Annotated in this window: 16 protein-coding genes, 1 pseudogene and 1 riboswitch; of the genes and pseudogenes, 5 read left to right on the top strand and 12 right to left on the bottom strand. The window is 64.8% G+C overall.

The features are described from left to right. Positions 1 to 9: 9 nt before the first annotated feature. The 12 genes from nuoK to FJV83_RS11720 form a co-directional block, all read right to left on the bottom strand. Complete coding sequence (gene nuoK, locus FJV83_RS11775) at positions 10 to 318, bottom strand: NADH-quinone oxidoreductase subunit NuoK (protein ID WP_010910101.1); 309 nt, start codon at positions 316 to 318, stop codon at positions 10 to 12. Position 319: 1 nt separating this feature from the next. Beyond that, entirely contained in the window at positions 320 to 940 is a 621-nt protein-coding gene (locus FJV83_RS11770; protein ID WP_142885224.1) for an NADH-quinone oxidoreductase subunit J, read from the bottom strand. A 126-nt stretch (positions 941 to 1,066) separates the two neighbouring features. Further along, positions 1,067 to 1,558 (bottom strand): NADH-quinone oxidoreductase subunit NuoI, encoded by a 492-nt coding sequence (gene nuoI, locus FJV83_RS11765; protein WP_135901350.1) that lies wholly within the window; start codon positions 1,556 to 1,558, stop codon positions 1,067 to 1,069. After that, positions 1,558 to 2,601, bottom strand: coding sequence for an NADH-quinone oxidoreductase subunit NuoH (gene nuoH / locus FJV83_RS11760; RefSeq protein ID WP_142885222.1), 1,044 nt, complete (start codon positions 2,599 to 2,601; stop codon positions 1,558 to 1,560). Before nuoH ends, nuoI begins: the two co-directional genes overlap by 1 nt. Positions 2,602 to 2,603: 2 nt before the next feature. Beyond that, entirely contained in the window at positions 2,604 to 4,685 is a 2,082-nt protein-coding gene (nuoG, locus tag FJV83_RS11755; RefSeq protein ID WP_142885220.1) for an NADH-quinone oxidoreductase subunit NuoG, read from the bottom strand. 73 nt (positions 4,686 to 4,758) lie between these two features. After that, positions 4,759 to 5,454: an NADH-ubiquinone dehydrogenase gene (locus tag FJV83_RS11750; protein ID WP_095787374.1), complete on the bottom strand. Its 696-nt coding sequence runs from the start codon at positions 5,452 to 5,454 to the stop codon at positions 4,759 to 4,761. A 61-nt stretch (positions 5,455 to 5,515) separates the two neighbouring features. Further along, entirely contained in the window at positions 5,516 to 6,820 is a 1,305-nt protein-coding gene (gene nuoF, locus FJV83_RS11745; protein ID WP_095773023.1) for an NADH-quinone oxidoreductase subunit NuoF, read from the bottom strand. Between the two features lie 10 nt (positions 6,821 to 6,830). Continuing rightward, positions 6,831 to 8,111 carry an NADH-quinone oxidoreductase subunit E gene (locus FJV83_RS11740; RefSeq protein WP_142885218.1) on the bottom strand — a complete coding sequence of 427 codons (1,281 nt, stop codon included), beginning with the start codon at positions 8,109 to 8,111 and terminating at the stop codon, positions 6,831 to 6,833. Further along, positions 8,112 to 9,302: an NADH-quinone oxidoreductase subunit D gene (locus FJV83_RS11735; protein WP_095790877.1), complete on the bottom strand. Its 1,191-nt coding sequence runs from the start codon at positions 9,300 to 9,302 to the stop codon at positions 8,112 to 8,114. 9 nt (positions 9,303 to 9,311) lie between these two features. Further along, entirely contained in the window at positions 9,312 to 9,917 is a 606-nt protein-coding gene (locus tag FJV83_RS11730; RefSeq protein ID WP_095773026.1) for an NADH-quinone oxidoreductase subunit C, read from the bottom strand. Positions 9,918 to 9,921: 4 nt separating this feature from the next. Then, positions 9,922 to 10,503 (bottom strand): NADH-quinone oxidoreductase subunit B, encoded by a 582-nt coding sequence (locus FJV83_RS11725; RefSeq protein WP_015317338.1) that lies wholly within the window; start codon positions 10,501 to 10,503, stop codon positions 9,922 to 9,924. Continuing rightward, positions 10,494 to 10,859 (bottom strand): NADH-quinone oxidoreductase subunit A, encoded by a 366-nt coding sequence (locus tag FJV83_RS11720; RefSeq protein WP_010910112.1) that lies wholly within the window; start codon positions 10,857 to 10,859, stop codon positions 10,494 to 10,496. Before FJV83_RS11720 ends, FJV83_RS11725 begins: the two co-directional genes overlap by 10 nt. Positions 10,860 to 11,192: 333 nt before the next feature. Here FJV83_RS11720 and FJV83_RS11715 point away from each other — a divergent pair, with 333 nt between their 5' ends. The 5 genes and pseudogenes from FJV83_RS11715 to cobG all read left to right on the top strand — a co-directional run. Continuing rightward, positions 11,193 to 12,392 carry a winged helix-turn-helix domain-containing protein gene (locus tag FJV83_RS11715; RefSeq protein WP_142885216.1) on the top strand — a complete coding sequence of 400 codons (1,200 nt, stop codon included), beginning with the start codon at positions 11,193 to 11,195 and terminating at the stop codon, positions 12,390 to 12,392. A 29-nt stretch (positions 12,393 to 12,421) separates the two neighbouring features. Further along, positions 12,422 to 12,628: riboswitch (cobalamin riboswitch) on the top strand. A 39-nt stretch (positions 12,629 to 12,667) separates the two neighbouring features. Next, complete coding sequence (locus FJV83_RS11710) at positions 12,668 to 13,096, top strand: DUF1636 family protein (protein ID WP_095791065.1); 429 nt, start codon at positions 12,668 to 12,670, stop codon at positions 13,094 to 13,096. Between the two features lie 2 nt (positions 13,097 to 13,098). After that, positions 13,099 to 14,136: a cobalamin biosynthesis protein CobW gene (cobW, locus tag FJV83_RS11705; RefSeq protein ID WP_142885214.1), complete on the top strand. Its 1,038-nt coding sequence runs from the start codon at positions 13,099 to 13,101 to the stop codon at positions 14,134 to 14,136. Positions 14,137 to 14,154: 18 nt separating this feature from the next. Further along, entirely contained in the window at positions 14,155 to 17,571 is a 3,417-nt protein-coding gene (cobN, locus tag FJV83_RS11700; RefSeq protein WP_142885212.1) for a cobaltochelatase subunit CobN, read from the top strand. Further along, positions 17,568 to 18,944 (top strand): annotated as a pseudogene (gene cobG / locus FJV83_RS11695) (precorrin-3B synthase); the annotation flags it as partial. The gene cobN and the pseudogene cobG, both read left to right, overlap by 4 nt. Positions 18,945 to 18,949 lie beyond the last annotated feature (5 nt).

Here is an 18,949-nt window from a genome sequence, read left to right as displayed (position 1 = left end):
GTGGTTCCGTCAACCCTTCATCATGTTCACGTCTTCGACCGCGATCGAGCCGCGGTTGCGGAAGAAGACGACGAGAATGGCAAGTCCGATTGCCGCTTCAGCCGCCGCGACCGTCAGCACGAACAGCGCGAACACCTGGCCGACCAGATCGCCGAGCGCCGCCGAAAAAGCGACGAAGTTGATGTTGACCGCAAGCAGGATCAGCTCGACCGACATCAGGATGACGATGACGTTCTTGCGGTTCAGGAAGATGCCGAACACGCCGAGCGTGAACAGAACAGCCGATACAGTCAGATAATGTGCGATACCGACGACCATCTCAGACTCCTTCGCCCGACTTGACCTTGCGGATTTCCATGCCGGTGGCCGGCGTGCGACCGACCTGGGCTGCGATCGACTGCCGCTTGATCCCTTCCTTGTGGCGCAGCGTCAGCACGATGGCGCCGATCATGGCAACCAGCAGGATGAGGCCCGAAATCTGGAAGTAGTAGAGGTAGTCGGTATAGAGGATGTCGCCGAGCGCGGCCGTGTTCGAGCGCGTGGCGAGATCGGGAATGGGCTTCGACACCGTCGCGGCCAGATTCGGCGCGAATGTGTAGCCGCCGAGCACGACAATCAGCTCCGCCGCCAAGATCAGCCCGACCAGCGCGCCGATCGGCGCGTATTGCAGCGCGCCCTCTTTCATTTCAGCGAAGTCGACGTCGAGCATCATGACGACGAACAGGAACAGCACCATGACCGCGCCGACATAGACGACGAGCAGGATCATCGCCAGGAACTCGGCGCCGGTCAGCATGAACAGGCCGGCGGCGTTGAAGAAGGTCAGGATCAGGAACAGCACCGAATGCACGGGGTTGCGCGATGAAATGACCATGAACGCCGACGCCACGGCGACAAAGGCGAAGAGGTAGAAAAAGGCCGCCTCTAGTCCACTCAGCATTGGGGTTCCCCCGGGTTCCTATCCCAAACAGGACGTTCGTCCTGTTTGATTTTTGCGACCGCCTCCGGCCGGCAAGTTTCGTTGTGTCCTTAGACGAGGGCCCTCGCCTCGTCCATGCGTCAAATATCAGCGGTACGGCGCATCCAATGAGATATTGCGCGCGAGTTCGCGCTCCCACCGGTCGCCATTCGCCAGGAGCTTGTCCTTGTCGTAGTAGAGCTCCTCGCGCGTTTCCGTCGCGAATTCGAAATTCGGCCCCTCGACGATGGCGTCGACCGGGCAGGCTTCCTGGCAGAAGCCGCAATAGATGCACTTTACCATGTCGATGTCGTAGCGCACCGTGCGGCGCGTGCCGTCATTGCGGCGCGGGCCGGCCTCGATGGTAATTGCCTGCGCCGGGCAGATGGCCTCGCACAATTTGCAGGCGATGCAGCGTTCCTCGCCATTGGGATAGCGGCGCAGCGCATGCTCGCCCCGGAAGCGCGGGCTGACCGGCCCCTTCTCGTGCGGGTAGTTGATCGTCTCCTTCGGCGCGAAGAACTGGCGCATGGACAGGAAGAACGCGCTGACGAAATCTTGCAGCAGCAGCGATTTTGCGGCCTGGGACAACACGGACATCACGCAAACCCCGTGATCTTGAGGAAGGCTGCGGTGGCGACCACCATGAACAGCGAGATCGGCAGGAACACTTTCCAGCCCAGCCGCATCAGCTGGTCGTAGCGATAGCGCGGCACGAAGGCCTTCACCATCGAGATGCCGAAGAACACGAAGCAGACCTTCAGCACGAACCAGATGACGCCGGGCACCCAGGTGAAGGGCGCGAAGTCGAAGGGCGGCAGCCAGCCGCCGAGGAACAGGACGGTGGCCAGCGCGCACATCAACACGATCGCGACATACTCGCCGAGGAAGAACAGCAGGAACGGCGTCGACGAATATTCGACCATGTGGCCGGCCACCAGCTCCGATTCGGCTTCGACCAGGTCGAAAGGCGGCCGGTTCGTCTCGGCCAGCGCCGAGATGAAGAAGATGATGAACATCGGAAACAGCGCCAGCCAGTTCCAGTCGAGGAAGGTGTTGGGCAGGCCAAGCCTGGTGCCAAGCCCACCCTGCTGCGACGTCACGATATCGCTGAGGTTGAGCGAGCCGGCGGTGAGCAGCACGGTGACGATGACGAAGCCGATCGAAACTTCGTAGGACACCATCTGCGCCGCCGAACGCAGCGCGCCGAGGAACGGATATTTCGAGTTGGACGCCCAGCCGCCCATGATCACGCCGTAGACCTCGAGCGAGGAGATGGCGAAGACATAGAGGACGCCGACATTGACGTTGGCGATCGCCCAGCCCTGGTTGACCGGAATGACCGCCCAGGCCGAGATCGCCAGCACCGCCGACACCAGCGGCGCCAGAAGGAACACGCCCTTGTTGGCGCCGGATGGGATGACCGGCTCCTTGAAGACGAATTTCAACAGATCGGCAAAGGCCTGCAGCGTGCCCCAGGGGCCGACGACGTTCGGACCGCGGCGCAGTTGCACCGCCGCCCAGATCTTGCGGTCGGCGTAGAGGATGTAGGCCACGAAGATCAGCAGCACCACGATCAGCACGACCGACTTCAGAAGGATCAGCAGCGCCGGCAGCACGTAGAAGGAGAAGAAGGTGTCCATGCTTATTCCGCCGCCTGCTTGAAGCCGCTCTTGGCCAATGCCGAACATTCCGCCATCACGGCCGATGCCCGTGCGATCGGGTTGGTCAGGTAGAAATCCTTGACCGGCGAGGTGAAGGTGCCCTTGTTCAGCCGTCCGCCGAGCTTCGCCACGCCGGCGATGTCCTCGGCATTGCCGGCCGCGACCTGATCGATGCGGGCCAGATGCGGGTACTCGCCATAGAGTTTGGCGCGCAGCTGCGGCAGCGAATCGAACGGCAGTTTCTTGCCCAGCACATCGGACAGGGCCCTGAGGATCGCCCAGTCCTCGCGCGCATCGCCAGGCGCGAAGCCGGCGCGGTTGGTCTGCTGCACACGCCCTTCGGTGTTGACGTAGGTGCCCGACTTTTCCGTGTAGGCAGCCGCCGGCAGGATGACATTGGCGCGGTGAGCGCCGTGGTCGCCATGGGTGCCGATATAGACGACGAAGGCGCCGCCGGTCTTGCCCATGTCGATCTCGTCGGCGCCGAGCAGGAACAGCACGTCCGTTTCGCCAAGCATGGCGGCGACGTCCTTGCCGCCCTCACCCGGCACGAAACCGAGATCGAGGCCGCCGACTCTGGCCGCCGCATTGTGCAGTACGGCAAAGCCGTTCCAGTCGGCGCGAGCGGCATTGACGGCAGCGGCGAGCTTCGCCGCCTGGCCGAGCACGGCCGCGCCGTCGGCCCGCGCCAGCGCGCCCTGGCCGATAATGATCAGCGGATGCGTCGCCTTCTTCAGCGTCTGGAAGAACTTGCCATTGCCGTCGGCCAGATCCTTCAGCGAATCCGGCCCGGCACCGAGCAATTCATACTCGTAGCGCGTGTCGCCGATATCGCCGATGACCCCGACCGGCAGATTGCCGACCCGCCAGCGCTTGCGGATGCGCGCATTGAGTACCGAGGCCTCGAAGCGCGGATTGGCGCCGATGATCAGCACCGCGTCGGCCTGCTCGATGCCTTCGATGGTCGGGTTGAAAATGTAGCTGGCACGTCCGAGCGCCGGATCAAGCGCGGCGCCATCCTGGCGGCAGTCGACATTCTTGGAACCCAGCGAAGCCATCAGCAGCTTCAGCGCGTAGATTTCCTCGACGGCAGCGAGATCGCCTGCAATGGCGCCGATCTTCTCGGGCGAGGTCTTCGACACCGCGTCCTTGATCGTCGCGAAGGCTTCGGCCCAGCTTGCCGCAACCAGTCTGCCGTCCTTGCGCACATAGGGGCGGTCGAGGCGCTGCGTGCGCAATCCGTCCCAGATGAAGCGGGTCTTGTCGGAAATCCACTCCTCGTTCACCTGCTCGTTGACGCGCGGCAGGATACGCATCACTTCACGGCCACGGCTGTCGATACGGATCGCCGAGCCGACCGCATCCATCACGTCGATGGATTCGGTCTTGGTCAGTTCCCAGGGCCGCGCCTGGAAGGCGAAGGGCTTGGAGGTCAGCGCACCGACCGGGCACAGATCGATGACATTGCCCTGCAGTTCCGAGGTCATCGCCTGTTCGAGATAGGTGGTGATCTCGGCGTCCTCGCCGCGGCCGATCAGGCCGAGTTCGGAAATGCCGGCGACTTCCGTGGTGAAGCGGACGCAGCGCGTGCAATGGATGCAGCGGTTCATCACCGTCTTGACCAGCGGCCCGATATACTTGTCTTCGACCGCCCGCTTGTTCTCATGATAGCGCGAGGAATCGACGCCGAAGGCCATGGCCTGGTCCTGCAGGTCGCACTCGCCGCCCTGGTCGCAGATCGGGCAATCCAGCGGATGGTTGATCAGCAGGAACTCCATCACGCCTTCCCGGGCCTTCTTGACCATCGGCGTGTTGGTGAAGATTTCCGGCGGCTCGCCATTGGGGCCGGGGCGCAAATCGCGCACGCCCATGGCGCAGGACGCCTGCGGCTTGGGCGGCCCGCCCTTCACCTCGATCAGGCACATGCGGCAATTGCCGGCGATCGACAGCCGCTCATGGAAGCAGAAGCGCGGCACTTCCGCGCCCGCGTCTTCCGCCGCCTGCAGCAGCGTGTAATGGTCGGGTACAGTGATCTCTTTCCCGTCGACCTTGAGCTTTGCCATTCGCTTCAAACCCCTGCGGATTTCCCGCAATCTCATTTCCCGGGCGCGACAGACGCGGCGCCCGGCATTACATTCACTTCTTCGCGGCCAGCACAGCCGCCTGCGCAGTCCAGTCGTCACGGCCGATTCGGCCGTTGAACGACAGATAGTCGTCGACCCAGGCGATCTCCTGCGGCGACCAGGCGGCGATCTGGGCATAGGTCCAGATGCCGAGCCCATTCAGCACCTTTTCCAGCTTCGGGCCGATGCCCGATATCGCCTTGAGGTCGGACGGTTTCGCCGGCTTGTCGATCGCCTTGGGCTGCCTGAAATCCTCGGGCAGCAGCACATCGGCGGCCTCACTCGTTGCCGGAGCGACATTCACCGCCGGCGCCGTGGTCGCGGCTTCCTTGGCGGCGATGTCGGTGACCTCCTGCGCGAAGGACTGCGCCTCGGCAATCATGGTCTTGGCCGTCGCCCGCGCCCTGACGGACGACGAACTCGCGTCCTCGAATTGCTCGACGCGTGCCTCGAAATCCTCGATCAGCGGCTGCATGAGGCGCTGTGATGCCTCGGCGGCGCCCGAAAGCGCCCCCAGCCAGACGCCGAACGCATGATTGGCAAACCCAATGCCAAGCGCCGACATCGCCGCCGCGCCCGCGACAGGGTGCACGAAAAGGTTGATGGCGCTGGCCATCTCCTTCGGCATCATCCTGGTCAGGTCCTGATTCATCTTCTCGATCTGGTCCAAATTGGGCATCAATGGGTAGGGTGTCGAATACGGCGCCATAGAGTTCTCCCGGTCGTTTCTTCGTTCGCCCCGCCCCGTTATTCCAGCATTCAAAAATCGTCTATTCCGCCGCCACCATCACCGGTTCGGCCCGATGCGCGTTGCGCGAAAACTCGTCGATGCGCCGCTCCACCTCGCCGCGGAAGTGCCGCATCAGGCCCTGGATCGGCCATGCCGCTGCGTCGCCCAGCGCGCAGATCGTGTGGCCCTCTACCTGCTTGGTGACGTCGAGCAGCATGTCGATCTCGCGCTTCTGCGCCTCGCCGCGCACCAGCCGCTCCATCACCCGCCACATCCAGCCGGTGCCTTCGCGGCACGGCGTGCACTGGCCGCAGCTCTCATGCTTGTAGAAGTAGGACAGCCGCGCGATCGCCTTCACGATATCGGTCGACTTGTCCATGACGATGACGGCGGCCGTGCCCAGGCCGGATTTGAGGTCGCGCAGCGCGTCGAAATCCATCGGCGTGTCGATGATCTGCTCGGCCGGCACCAGCGGCACCGAGGCGCCGCCGGGAATGACCGCCAGCAGATTGTCCCAGCCGCCGCGAATGCCACCGCAATGCGTCTCGATCAGCTCGCGGAACGGGATCGACATCGCCTCCTCGACGGTGCAGGGGTTGTTGACGTGGCCGGAGACGCAGAACAGCTTGGTGCCGACATTGTTGGGCCGGCCGAAGGACGAGAACCAGGCAGCCCCACGGCGCAAGATGGTCGGCGCCACCGCGATCGATTCGACATTGTTGACCGTGGTCGGGCAGCCATAGAGGCCGACATTGGCCGGGAATGGCGGCTTTAGCCTGGGCTGGCCCTTCTTGCCTTCCAGGCTTTCCAGCAGCGCCGTCTCTTCGCCGCAGATATAGGCGCCGGCGCCGTGATGCATGTAGACGTCGAAATCATAGCCGGACGTGTTGCCCTTGCCGATCAGCTTGGCCTCATAGGCCTCGTCGATGGCGCGCTGCAGCGCCTCGCGCTCCCTGATGAACTCGCCGCGCACATAGATGTAGGCGGCGATCGCGCCCATGGCGAAGCCGGCGAGCAGCGCTCCTTCGACCAGCGTGTGCGGATCGTTGCGCAGGATGTCACGGTCCTTGCAGGTGCCGGGCTCGGATTCATCGGCGTTGATGACGAGGTAGCTTGGCCTGCCATCGCTCTGCTTGGGCATGAACGACCATTTGAGGCCCGTCGGGAAGCCGGCGCCGCCGCGACCGCGCAGGCCGGACGCCTTCATCTCGTTGACGATCCATTCGCGGCCCTTGGCGACGATGCCGGGCGTGTTGTCCCAGGCGCCGCGCGCCATCGCGCCGGCTAGCGACTTGTCGAAGAGGCCGTAGATGTTGGTGAAGATGCGGTCTTTATCCTGAAGCATTTTTCGTCCCTCAGACCGGCTTCTTGCCGAAGACGCGGATGTATTCGGCGACGCCGCCCTTGGCGAGCGCCTTGGCCTGCTTGACCCAGTCGTCGCGCTCGATACGGCCCTGGAAGGAGAGATAGCCGTCCACCCACTCGCGCTCGGCCTTCTTCCAGGAAGCGACCTGCGCGAACGTGAAGATGCCCAGCGTATGCAGGACGCCCTCTATCTTCGGGCCGACGCCGGAGATCAGCTTGAGATCGTCCACCGCGGTCGGCCTGTCGATCCCGGCCGGGCGGTTCTTGTCTTCCAGCGACGGTTTCGCCGGCTTGGCGGCCGGCGCCTTGGCTTCCGGCGCCTTGAAGGCAGCGGCTGGTTCGGCCTTGGATCTGGGCCCATTGCGCTGCTTGGAGACCTTCTCGACTTCCGGCGCTGCCTTATTGGCATTGGCGGCCGAATGCAGCGGCGCCGAAACGCTCGCCGCCTTTTCCGCCGCCGGTGCCACCTTGGTCTTTGAGGGTGTCTTCAGCGCCGGGCTGGTCTCGAGCGCGTCGGTCTTCGGCTTGCTGGCTTTGGACGGCGCGACCGGAGCGGCAGCGGGCGCCGGGACGGGCGCGGCGATGATCGCGTCGGGTGCCGCCTTGGCGGCCTTGGCTGCTTCCCTGGCCTCGCGGTCGCGGGTCGACTTGAGGATCGCCTTTTCGCTTTTCAGCGTCGTCAGGCCGGAGGCCGGCTCCGAGCCGGTGCGGCCGTTCTGCGGCCCCGGCACCACCGAAGCGCCCTTGCCCGCATCATAGAGATCGATGATTTCGGCCAGCCGTTCCGGCGTCAGGTCCTCGAACGTATCCTTGAAGATCATCACCATCGGCGCGTTGACGCAGGCGCCTAGGCACTCGACCTCTTCCCACGACAAGGTGCCCTTGTCATTGGTGTGGAACTGGTCGTGATGGATTTTCGAGCGGCAGACATCCATCAGCGCTTCCGAGCCGCGCAGCATGCAGGGCGTGGTGCCGCAGACCTGGATGTGCGCGCGGGTGCCAACGGGATTGAGCTGGTACTGCGTGTAGAAGGTCGCGACCTCGAGCCCGCGAATCCTGGGCATGCCGAGCATGTCTGAAATCGTCTCGATCGCCGCCTTGGTGACCCAGCCTTCCTGCTCCTGCGCCAGCATCAGCAGCGGAATGATCGCCGACTGCTCGCGGCCCTTCGGGTACTTCTTGATCCATTGCTTCGCCGCTGCCGCGTTCGCCCGGTTGAAGGCGAAGGATGCTGGCTGGACGCTGGCTTCTGCGAGACGGCGGACTGACATTTAGCGATCGACCTCACCAAACACGATGTCGAGGGAGCCAAGAACGGCGGTGACGTCGGCCAGCATGTGGCCGCGGCAGAGGAAATCCATGGCCTGAAGATGCGCGAAACCGGGCGCGCGCAGCTTGCAACGGTACGGTTTGTTGGTGCCGTCGGAAACGAGATAGACGCCGAACTCGCCCTTCGGCGCCTCGACGGCCGCATAGACCTCGCCGGCCGGCACGCGATAGCCCTCGGTGTAGAGCTTGAAGTGGTGGATCAGCGCTTCCATCGAGCGCTTCATCGCCTGACGCTTGGGCGGCACGACCTTGCCGTCGAGGTTCGACACTGGGCCGGTGCTTTCCTTGCCGAGCAAGAGATCGACGCATTGCCGCATGATCCTGGCCGACTGGCGCATTTCTTCCATGCGCACGAGGTAACGGTCGTAGCAGTCGCCGTTCTTGCCGATCGGAATGTCGAAATCCATTTCCGAATAGCATTCGTAGGGCTGCGACTTGCGCAGGTCCCAGGCCGCGCCGGAACCACGCACCATGACGCCCGAAAAACCCCAGGCCCAGGCATCGGCCAGCGAAACAGTACCGATATCGACATTGCGCTGCTTGAAGATGCGGTTGCCGGTCAGCAGTTTGTCGAGGTCATCGATCGATTTCAGGAACGGGTCGATCCACTTGCCGATGTCCTCGACCAGCTGGCGTGGCAGGTCCTGGTGGACACCGCCGGGGCGGAAATAGGCGGCATGCATGCGCGAACCGCTGGCGCGCTCATAGAACACCATCAGCTTCTCGCGCTCGACGAAGCCCCATAGCGGCGGGGTCAGCGCGCCGACGTCCATCGCCTGGGTCGTCACATTGAGGATGTGCGACATGATGCGGCCGATCTCGCAGTAGAGCACGCGGATCAGTTGGCCGCGCTTCGGCACCTCGATGCCGAGCAGGCGCTCGGCGGCCAGCGCGAAGGCGTGCTCCTGGTTCATCGGCGCGCAATAGTCGAGCCGGTCGAGATAAGGGATGGCCTGCAGATAGGTTTTTGCCTCGATCAGCTTTTCCGTGCCGCGGTGCAGCAGCCCGATATGCGGATCGACGCGATCGACGACCTCGCCATCGAGCTCCAGCACAAGGCGCAAAACGCCATGCGCCGCAGGGTGTTGCGGGCCGAAGTTGATGTTGAAATTGCGGACGGAGGTTTCAGCCATTCTGGCGCCTCAATTCGTCTTGGCTTTTTCATCGCCCGGCAGGACGTAATCCGTCCCTTCCCATGGCGAGAGAAAATCAAAATTGCGGAATTCCTGCTTGAGCTCGACCGGCTCGTAGATGACGCGCTTGGCTTCGTCGTCGTAACGCACTTCGACAAAACCGGTCAGCGGGAAATCCTTGCGCAGCGGGTGGCCTTCGAAACCGTAGTCGGTCAAAAGGCGACGCAGGTCGGGATGGCCCGAGAACAGCACGCCATAGAGGTCGTAGGTCTCGCGCTCGAACCAGTCGGCACCGGGATAAACGCCGGTGATCGAGGGCACCATCGTCTCCTCGTCGGCCTGCACCTTGACGCGGATGCGCACATTCTGTTTCGGCGACAACAAGTGATAGACGACGTCGAAGCGCTTGGCCCGCGACGGATAGTCGGCGCCGCAGACATCGATGATCGAGATGAACTGGCAGCGCGCATCGTCGCGCAGGAAGGTCACGACTTCGATGAGGTCGCGCGGCTCGACATGGATGGTCAGCTCGCCATAGGCGAGCACCGCGTCATTGACGCGACCAATCAGCCTTTCGCCGAGATAGGTCGACAGTTCGCTAAGGGATGCGGCCATGGATTTACCGTTCGATCGTGCCGGTGCGGCGGATTTTCTTCTGCAGGAGAAGAATGCCGTAGAGCAAAGCTTCGGCGCTCGGCGGGCAGCCGGGCACATAGATGTCGACCGGCACGACGCGGTCGCAGCCGCGCACCACCGAATAGGAATAGTGGTAGTAGCCGCCGCCATTGGCGCAGGAGCCCATCGAGATGACGTAGCGCGGCTCGGGCATCTGGTCGTAGACCTTGCGCAGCGCCGGCGCCATCTTGTTGGTCAGCGTGCCGGCGACGATCATGATGTCGGACTGGCGCGGCGACGCGCGCGGCGCGACACCGAAGCGCTCCGAGTCGTAGCGCGGCATCGAGGTGTGGATCATCTCGACGGCGCAGCATGCCAGACCGAAGGTCATGAACATCAGCGAGCCGCTGCGCGCCCAGGTGATCAGCGCCTCGGTCGAGGTGACCAGGAACCCCTTGTCGGCGAGCTCATTGTTGATTTCGAGGAAGAAGGGATCGTCCTCCCCAACCGGCCGACCGGTGTTGGGATCGATGATGCCCTTCGGCTTCGGCGCGACAAGGGTGCCTGAACTGTCGTTCAATCCCATTCCAGCGCTCCTTTTTTCCATTCATAGGCAAAGCCGATGGTCAGCACTGCCAAAAACACCATCATCGACCAGAAACCGAGCATGCCGATCTTCGAGAAGGACACAGCCCAGGGAAACAGGAAGGCCACTTCCAGATCGAAGATGATGAACAGGATCGACACCAGGTAGAAGCGGATGTCGAATTTCATGCGGGCATCGTCGAACGAGTTGAAACCGCACTCGTAGGCGGAAAGCTTTTCGGGATCGGGATTGCGGTAGGCCACCAGGAACGGTGCGGCCAGCAGCGCCAGGCCGACGACCAGCGCCACGCCGATGAACAGGACGATGGGCAGGTACGAACTGAGAAGTGCGTTCATGCAGCGGCTTTCCGTTGGCGCCAATCCACTTTGATTACAGCACCGGACCTTAATGCGGAAGCGTGACAGATTAACCGCTGAACCGTTTTAAGGGGCCTATGCTGCAACGCGGCGAGGGTTAGCGCAGCACTTCCAGCGAAGCAAGTCAAACCTTGTTCAAAACGCCGGCCTGGACGGCATATCCGGAGAAACTGGTCCGATCCCCTCCTGTTTGATTTCCTTCGCCTTTTACTCCACTTTTCTCTCCTGACAGGGTTGCCGCAAAAACCCTGCTAGCATGGGCTGGAATCACCCGTCGGACCTCGGTCGAAACGCCCTTAGAGTGACAGCTGCATGAAGGAAAAGATCTCGCTTGCCGCCGCCCGGCGTATTGCGCTCGCCGCACAGGGATTTCTCGATCCCCGCCCAAATGGCACACCCGATCGCCGCCACTTTGCCCGTGTGCTCTCCCGCACCGGCCTGCTGCAGATCGATTCCGTCAGCGCGGTGGTGCGCGCGCATTACATGCCGCTCTATTCGCGGCTCGGCCCCTACCCACTGGCGCTGCTCGACAATGCCGCGGTGACGCGCAAGCGCACGGTCTTCGAATACTGGGCGCATGAGGCCTCGTTCCTGCCGGTCGAGACCTACCCGCTGATGCGCTGGCGCATGCAACGCGCCGAGCAGGGCGACGAGATGTATCTGGGCCTGGCCAAATGGGGCCGCGAGCATGCCGCGTACATAGAAGAGATCTACCGCGAGGTCGTCGCGCGCGGCCCGATCGCGGCTTCGGCGCTGGAAGGCCAGAAAGGTTCGGGCGGCTGGTGGGGCTGGAGCCATGCCAAGCACGCCTTCGAATGGCTGTTCTGGGCCGGCCGCATCACCACGGCGCACCGCCGCGGCTTCGAGCGCTTCTATGATCTGCCCGAGCGCGTGCTGCCGCAGGCGATCCTCGATCTGCCGGTGCCGGCCGCCGAGGACGCGCACCGCGAATTGCTGCGCATTTCCGCCCGCGCCCACGGGGTGGCGACATCAGGCGATTTGCGCGACTATTTTCGGCTGTCGCCGGCCGACATGAAAGGCCGGCTGGAGGAACTGGTCGAGTTGGGTGAACTGCTGCCGGTGCGCGTCGAAGGCTGGGACAAGCCGGCCTACCTTCATAAGGACGCCCGCCTGCCCCGGAAGATCGAGGCCCGCGCCCTGCTGGCGCCGTTCGACCCGGTCGTCTTCGAGCGCTCGCGCTCGGAGCGGCTGTTCGATTTCCACTACCGCATCGAGATCTATACGCCCGCCGAGAAGCGCCAATACGGCTACTACGTCCTGCCTTTCCTGCTCGGCGACAGGATCGTCGCGCGTGTCGACCTCAAGGCCGACCGGCCAGCCAGCGTCCTGCGCGTCCACGCCGCCTACGCCGAGCCCAAGGCACCGCCCGAGACCGCCGCGCAGCTCTCCGAGGAACTGAAGCAGATGCAAGGCTGGCTCGGCCTTGAACGCATGGAAGTGACGCCTGCCGGCGATTTGGGCCTGGCGCTTGCCGACATCGCCATGTCGTAGCCGTGCGTTGACACCGCTGCCTGCAAAAGCCTAAATCCGCTCCAGACGGTCCCTTGCCCGCAACGGCAGGGGCTAAGAGGGAATGCGGTGAGAGGTGAAAAATCTCAAATCCGCGGCTGTCCCCGCAACTGTAAGCGACGAGCCAAGGCCGAAAGCCACTGGGATGTTCCCGGGAAGGCGGCACCCAAGGCGATAACCCGCGAGCCAGGAGACCTGCCGTCTGCGACAAAAGAATCCGATCGCCCGGCGGGTTTCCGGGCAAGGAGCCCGGTTTTTTGGACCAGAACGGCAGTTTTTCGGCTGGCACAGAGGACAATTCGTCCGCCGACGGCGAAGCCTTGGCCGGCGTCACGGTGATCGTCTGCGCCTCGTGCCGCGACGAGACTGGCTCCGACGCCCATCCCCGCGCCGGCGAACTCTTGGCTGACGACACACGCCGCGCCGCATCTGATGGAAACATCCGCATCCACACGGTCGAATGTCTCGGCAATTGCAAGCGCCGGCTGAGCGCCGCGATCCTACGCGACGGCTGCTGGAGCTACGTCTTCGGCGACCTGACCGTGACCAGCGGCGCCGACCTCGTCGCCGGCGCCAAACTCTTCGCCACCTCGACGGACGGCCTCATTCCATGGCGCGACCGGCCTGCTTCCCTCAAGCGCGGCCTCGTTGCCCGCATTCCTCCCCTCGACCTGTTGAAGGACTGATCATGAGCGCTTCCGTCACCCGCGTCCCCTGTACCGTCGTCACCGGCTTCCTCGGCGCCGGCAAGACGACGCTGGTCCGCCATCTCCTGGAGAACGCCGGCGGCAAGCGCATTGCGATCATCGTCAACGAGTTCGGCGACATCGGCATCGACGGCGAGATTTTGAAGGGCTGCGGCATCGACACCTGCCCGGAGGAAAACATCGTCGAACTCGCCAATGGCTGCATCTGCTGCACCGTGGCCGACGATTTCGTGCCGGCGCTCGACCAGATCCTGTCGCTCAACCCGAAGGTCGACCACATACTGATCGAGACCTCGGGCCTGGCCCTGCCCAAGCCGCTGGTCCAGGCGTTCCAGTGGCCGACGGTGAAGAGCCGCGTGACCGTCGACGGCGTGATCGCTGTGGTCGATGGTCCCGCACTTGCCGAAGGCCGTGTCGCCAACGACATGGACGCCTTGCAGGCGCAGCGTGCGCAAGATGACAGCCTCGATCATGACGACCCGGTCGAGGAACTGTTCGAGGACCAGATCGCCTGCGCCGACCTGATCATCCTGTCGAAAAGCGATCTGATGAACGCCGCCGGCTCGGCCCGCGCCAACGCCATCATCGGCGAACACTCCGCCCGTGCCGTGAAGATCGTGCCGACCTCGCATGGCGAGGTCGATCCCTCCGTGCTGCTCGGACTTGGTCTCGCCGTCGAGGACGACATCGAGAACCGCAAGTCGCATCATGACGGCGCCTTCGACCACGAGCATGACGACTTCGACACCTTCATCGTCGACATTCCCTCGATCGCCAATCCGGACGAACTGGCACAGCGCGTGGCCGCCGCCGCCGAACAGGAAAACGTGCTGCGCGTGAAAGGCTTCGTCGAGGTCGGCGGCAAGCCGATGCGGCTCTTGCTGCAGGCGGTCGGCCCGCGCGTCAATCATTACTACGACCGCGCCTGGACCGCCGAGGACGACCGCCGTTCGCGCCTGGTCGTCATCGGCCTCAAGGGGCTGAACCGCCCGGCAATCGAGCGTATACTCGCCGGCTGATTTCAGACACGGGCCGCGATGCATATCCTCACCACGACCTCCGCCTCGCTCGACGATCTCGCCGAGCCGGTCGATCTGCGGCAGACGCCGGCGGATATCGTGGCCCTGTCCTTCACCGACAGCGACCTCGCCGGACTGGCGGCCGCCTGGAAGGCGGATGCCGCCCGCCTGCCCTCGATGCGGCTGGCCGCCCTGCGCGACCTGCGCCACCCGATGTCCGTCGACCTCTGGGTCGACAGCGTCGCCCGCCACGCCAAGATCATCCTGGTGCGCATCCTCGGCGGCTACGACTGGTGGCGCTATGGCTGCGACCAGCTGGCCTCGACCGCCCGCGAGCGCGGCATCAAGCTGGCGCTGCTGCCGGGCGAAAGCCATGACGAGGATATCAGGCTGATCGAAGCCTCGACGCTGCCGCGCCGGGAATTGGACGACCTGCTCGGCTATTTCCGCGAGGGCGGCCCGGCCAATATGGGCGCGCTGGTGCAGAGGCTGGCCAGGCTGGCTGGACAGGACGCGGCTGTGGTTGAGCCGGTGGCGGTGCCGAAGGCCGGCTACTACGAGCCAGGCCGCGGCGTCGTCCCCCTCGCCCTCGAGGGCGAGGGAAAGGTCGTGCCCATTCTCTTCTACCGCTCGATGCTTCTCGCCGCCGACGTCGCTCCGATCGACGCGCTTTTTGAAGCGCTGAGCGCGCGCGGCATGACGCCTGTCCCCATCTTCGTCTCCAGCCTCAAGGACCCGACATCCCTGGCCTTCGCGGAAACCGCGCTCGCCACGCTCAGACCCGCCGCCATCATCACCGCGACCGCCTTCGCCTCCGGCGCCGAGCCCGGCGTCGAAACCCTGTTCGACCGCGCCGGCGTGCCGGTCTTCCAGGTCATCGTCGCCACCACCCGCCGCGACGTCTGGGAAAGCAACCAGCGCGGCCTGGCGCCCGCCGACCTCGCAATGCATGTCGTCCTGCCAGAGTTGGACGGCCGCATCCTCGCCGGCGCGATTTCCTTCAAGGGCGAAAGCGATGTCGATCCCGCGCTTGGCCACCGCGCCTTCGCCAACCGGCCGGAACCGGATCGCGTCGCGCAGGTGGCTGACCGCGTGGCAGCCTTCATCAAGTTGCAGGACACGCCCCGCGCCGAACGCAAGCTGGCCATTCTGATCCCGGATTACCCAAGCGCTCCCGGCCGTACCGGCTATGCTGTCGGCCTCGACGTGCCGTCGAGCGTGCTGGCGATGCTGCATGACCTGAAGGAACAGGGCTATGCGGTTGAAGGGATCCCGCAATCGCCGCGCGAACTGCTGGATTTGCTGGAGCGGGGCGATGATGGGTTGGGGGTGGATGAGTATCTCGACCTTTCACGAGACCTGCCTGTCGAGGCAATGACTGCTGTTGAGGCGGCGTGGGGGAAAGCGGAAGACAAGACAGGTTTGCGCGAGGCGCCCCCCTCTGTCCTGCCGGACATCAGGACAGAGGGGGGCGCCTCGCGCCAACCTTCACAAACGACCTCAGCAAGCTTCCCCTTCCGCGCCGCCGCCTTCGGCAACATTACGGTCGCCCTCGCTCCAGACCGCGGCCGCTCCGCCGATCGCCGCGCCGACTACCACGATCCAACGCTGCCGCCGCGCCACGCCCTGATCGCCTTCGGCCTGTGGCTGCGCGAATCGCTGGGTGTGCATGCCCTGATTCATGTCGGCGCTCATGGCACGCTGGAATGGCTGCCGGGCAAGACCGTTGCGCTGTCGCAAAGCTGCTTCCCCGAGATCGTCACCGGCGCCCTGCCCGTGATCTATCCCTTCATCGTCTCCAATCCCGGCGAGGCAGCACAAGCCAAGCGACGCATTGCCGCCGTGACCCTCGGCCATCTGCCGCCGCCGCTGACCGGCGCCGGGCTGGACGAGGATCAGCACAGGCTCGAACGCCTGGTCGACGAATACGCCCAAGCCGACGGCCTCGACCGCCGCCGCCGCGACCGCCTGGCCAAGCTGATCGTCGACACGGCGCAAAAGACCGGCCTCGCCGCAGAAGCCGGTGTCGCCGGGACCGACGCACCCGACGAGGCGCTGCGCCGCATCGATGCCTGGCTCTGCGACCTCAAGGACTTCGCCATCAAGGACGGGTTGCATATCTACGGCCGCGCGCCCGACGATGAGGCCGACGCCAAGCGCCGCCAAAGTGCCGAGGCTGAAAGGTCAGCGCTGGTTGCCGCGCTGGACGGCCGCCACGTCAAGGCCGGCCCGGCCGGCGCGCCGACGCGTGGCCGCTCCGACGTGCTGCCCACCGGCCGCAATCTGTTCACGTCGGATCCCCGCACCATGCCGACGCCGACCGCCTATGATCTGGGCAAGGCGGCGGCCGAAGAAGTGGTGCGCGGCTACCTGCAATCGCATGGCGACTGGCCGCGTTCGCTGGTCATCGATCTCTGGGGCTCGGCCTCGCTGCGCACCGGCGGCGAGGAGATCGCACAAGGCCTGGCGCTGATGGGTTGCCGGCCGCAATGGGATGCCGCCACCGGCCGCATCACCGGCATCGAAGTGCTGCCGCCGGCCACGCTCGGCCGCCCGCGCGTCGACGTCACCTGGCGCATATCGGGCCTGTTCCGTGACATGTTCCCGACCCAGATCGCGCTGATCGACGCCGCTGCCAACGCCGTCGCCGCCCGCGACGAGGACGATTCGGAAAACCCGCTCGCGGCCCGGACCCGAGCGGACGGCAGGATTAGCCCGCGCATTTTCGGCACCTCGCCCGGCACCTATGGCGCCGGCGTCGAGGATCTTTTGTCCGGCGGCGACTGGGCAGCGCGCGAAGAGATCGGCCGCGCCTATCTCGACGCCACCTCGCATGCCTATGGCGGCGCCGGCGGCGAAGGCATCTCGGCGCCGGGCGCGTTTGAAACCCGCATCGCCGAAGCCGATCTTCTGGTCCACACCGGCGACGACCCCGGCCGCGACATTCTCGAAGGCTCCGCCGACGTCGCCTTCATCGGTGGTTTTTCGGCCGCGCTTGCCGCCCTTGGCCGGAATGCCGATGTCATCGTGCTCGACACGACGGACCCGCAAAAGCCGAAGCCGCGGTCGGTCGGTGAGGCCGTATCTCGCGTGGTGCGCGCCCGCGCCGTCAATGCGCGCTTCATATCAGGCCAGATGCGGCACGGCCCGCGCGGCGCCTCCGAATTCGCCGAGACGGTCGACCGGCTGGTCGGCTTCGCCGAAACCACGCATGCCATTTCAGGCGCGCTGATCGAGGCCGTGCACGATGCCTATGTCGGCGACGCGGAAGTCCGCGCCTTTATCCTTCGGGAAAACCCGGCGGCCGCGAAAGTCATTGCCGAGCGTTTTCTCTCGGCGCGCCGGCGCGGCCTCTGGCATCCCTTGCGCAATTCCATCGACGACGATCTCGCCGCGCTGATTGCCGAGGCCGAAGCGCTGGGAGTGGCGGCATGAACGCCTTCTCACGTCGCGGCGCCTGTCCGGCCCTGTCGGCGCCGATGCAGACCGGCGATGGGCTGCTGGTGCGGCTCAACCCGGTTGCCGGAGGCCCATCTTCTGAAGGATTGTCGCCGAAGCTGTTGATCGGTCTGGCCGAATCCGCCCTGCGGCATGGCAACGGCGTCATGGAAGTGACAGCGCGTGGCAGCTTGCAGATACGTGGCTTGACGGAGGACAGCGCAACGCTGCTGGCAGCGGAAGTCGATGCGCTGGGCATTGCGGTGCGGACCGGCGTGCCGGTCGAGACGGGGCCGCTGGCGGGGATCGACCCGCAGGAGATCGCCGATCCGCAACCGCTGGCTGAGCGGGTCAGGGCGGCGATCGAGGATGCTGGGCTGACGCCAAGGCTGGGACCGAAAGTGTCTGTCGTGGTGGACGGCGGCGGGCAGCTGACGCTGGATGCGGTGACGGCCGATGCGCGGCTGAAGGCGGTGCGGAATGGTGCCGAGGTTCGGTGGCAGGTGTCTGTTGCGGGTGATGGGCAGAATGCGAAGCTGCTCGCCACCGTAAGCGACGACGCGGCGCGCGACATTGCCGTTGCAGTGCTGAGGATGGTCGCAGAGAAAGGCCGCGAGGCTCACGCAAGAGACTTGTCGGAAAGGCAGTTGGTGTCTCTTGCGGATTGGCTATGCTTGCCAAGTTTGCGCGAGGCGCCCTCCTCTGTCCTGCCGGACATCTCCCCCTCGCGCAAACCTATCGGCCGTTTCCCATTAGCCGGCGACACTTTCAGCCTCGGCATTGCCCTTCCCTACGGCAGCATGCCTGCCGACAAAATCATCGTTCTCACCCAAAGCGCCGTCACCCTCGGCACCACCGAAATCCGCCTCGCCCCAGGCCGCGCGATGCTCTTCCTCGGCCAACCCTCGGACACCGATCCGTCTCTCCAAGCCACTGCTGCCAGCCTCGGCTTCGTCACCTCCCCCGCCGACCCGCGCACGCGCATCGCCGCCTGCCCCGGCACGCCGGCCTGCGCCTCCGGCCGCATCGCCACCCGTGACATCGCCGAGACGATCGCCGCCGAAAACGCCGACATCCTCGACTTCACCATGCACGTTTCCGGCTGCGCCAAGGGCTGCGCGCATCCCGGCCCGGCGGCGCTCACAATCGTCGGCGGCGAAAATGGAGCCGGACTTGTCGTGAACGCGACGGCAAAGGCTCTTCCTGCCGGCTACAGGCCGGGCTATGACGCCGCGCGCGGCATCGGTCACGTCGCCGCGGTGATCCGCAGCGCACGATTTCAGGGCGAGACCGCCGCTGCTTGCCTGACAAGGCTCGGGCCGGCGGCAATCGCCGAGACTTACCGACAGGCCCAAACTAAAAAAACGGAAATGAG

Origin of the sequence: Mesorhizobium sp. WSM4307 (assembly GCF_007003945.1) — a bacterium.
Lineage (GTDB): Bacteria > Pseudomonadota > Alphaproteobacteria > Rhizobiales > Rhizobiaceae > Mesorhizobium.
This window is presented reverse-complemented; position numbering and strand designations above follow the sequence as displayed.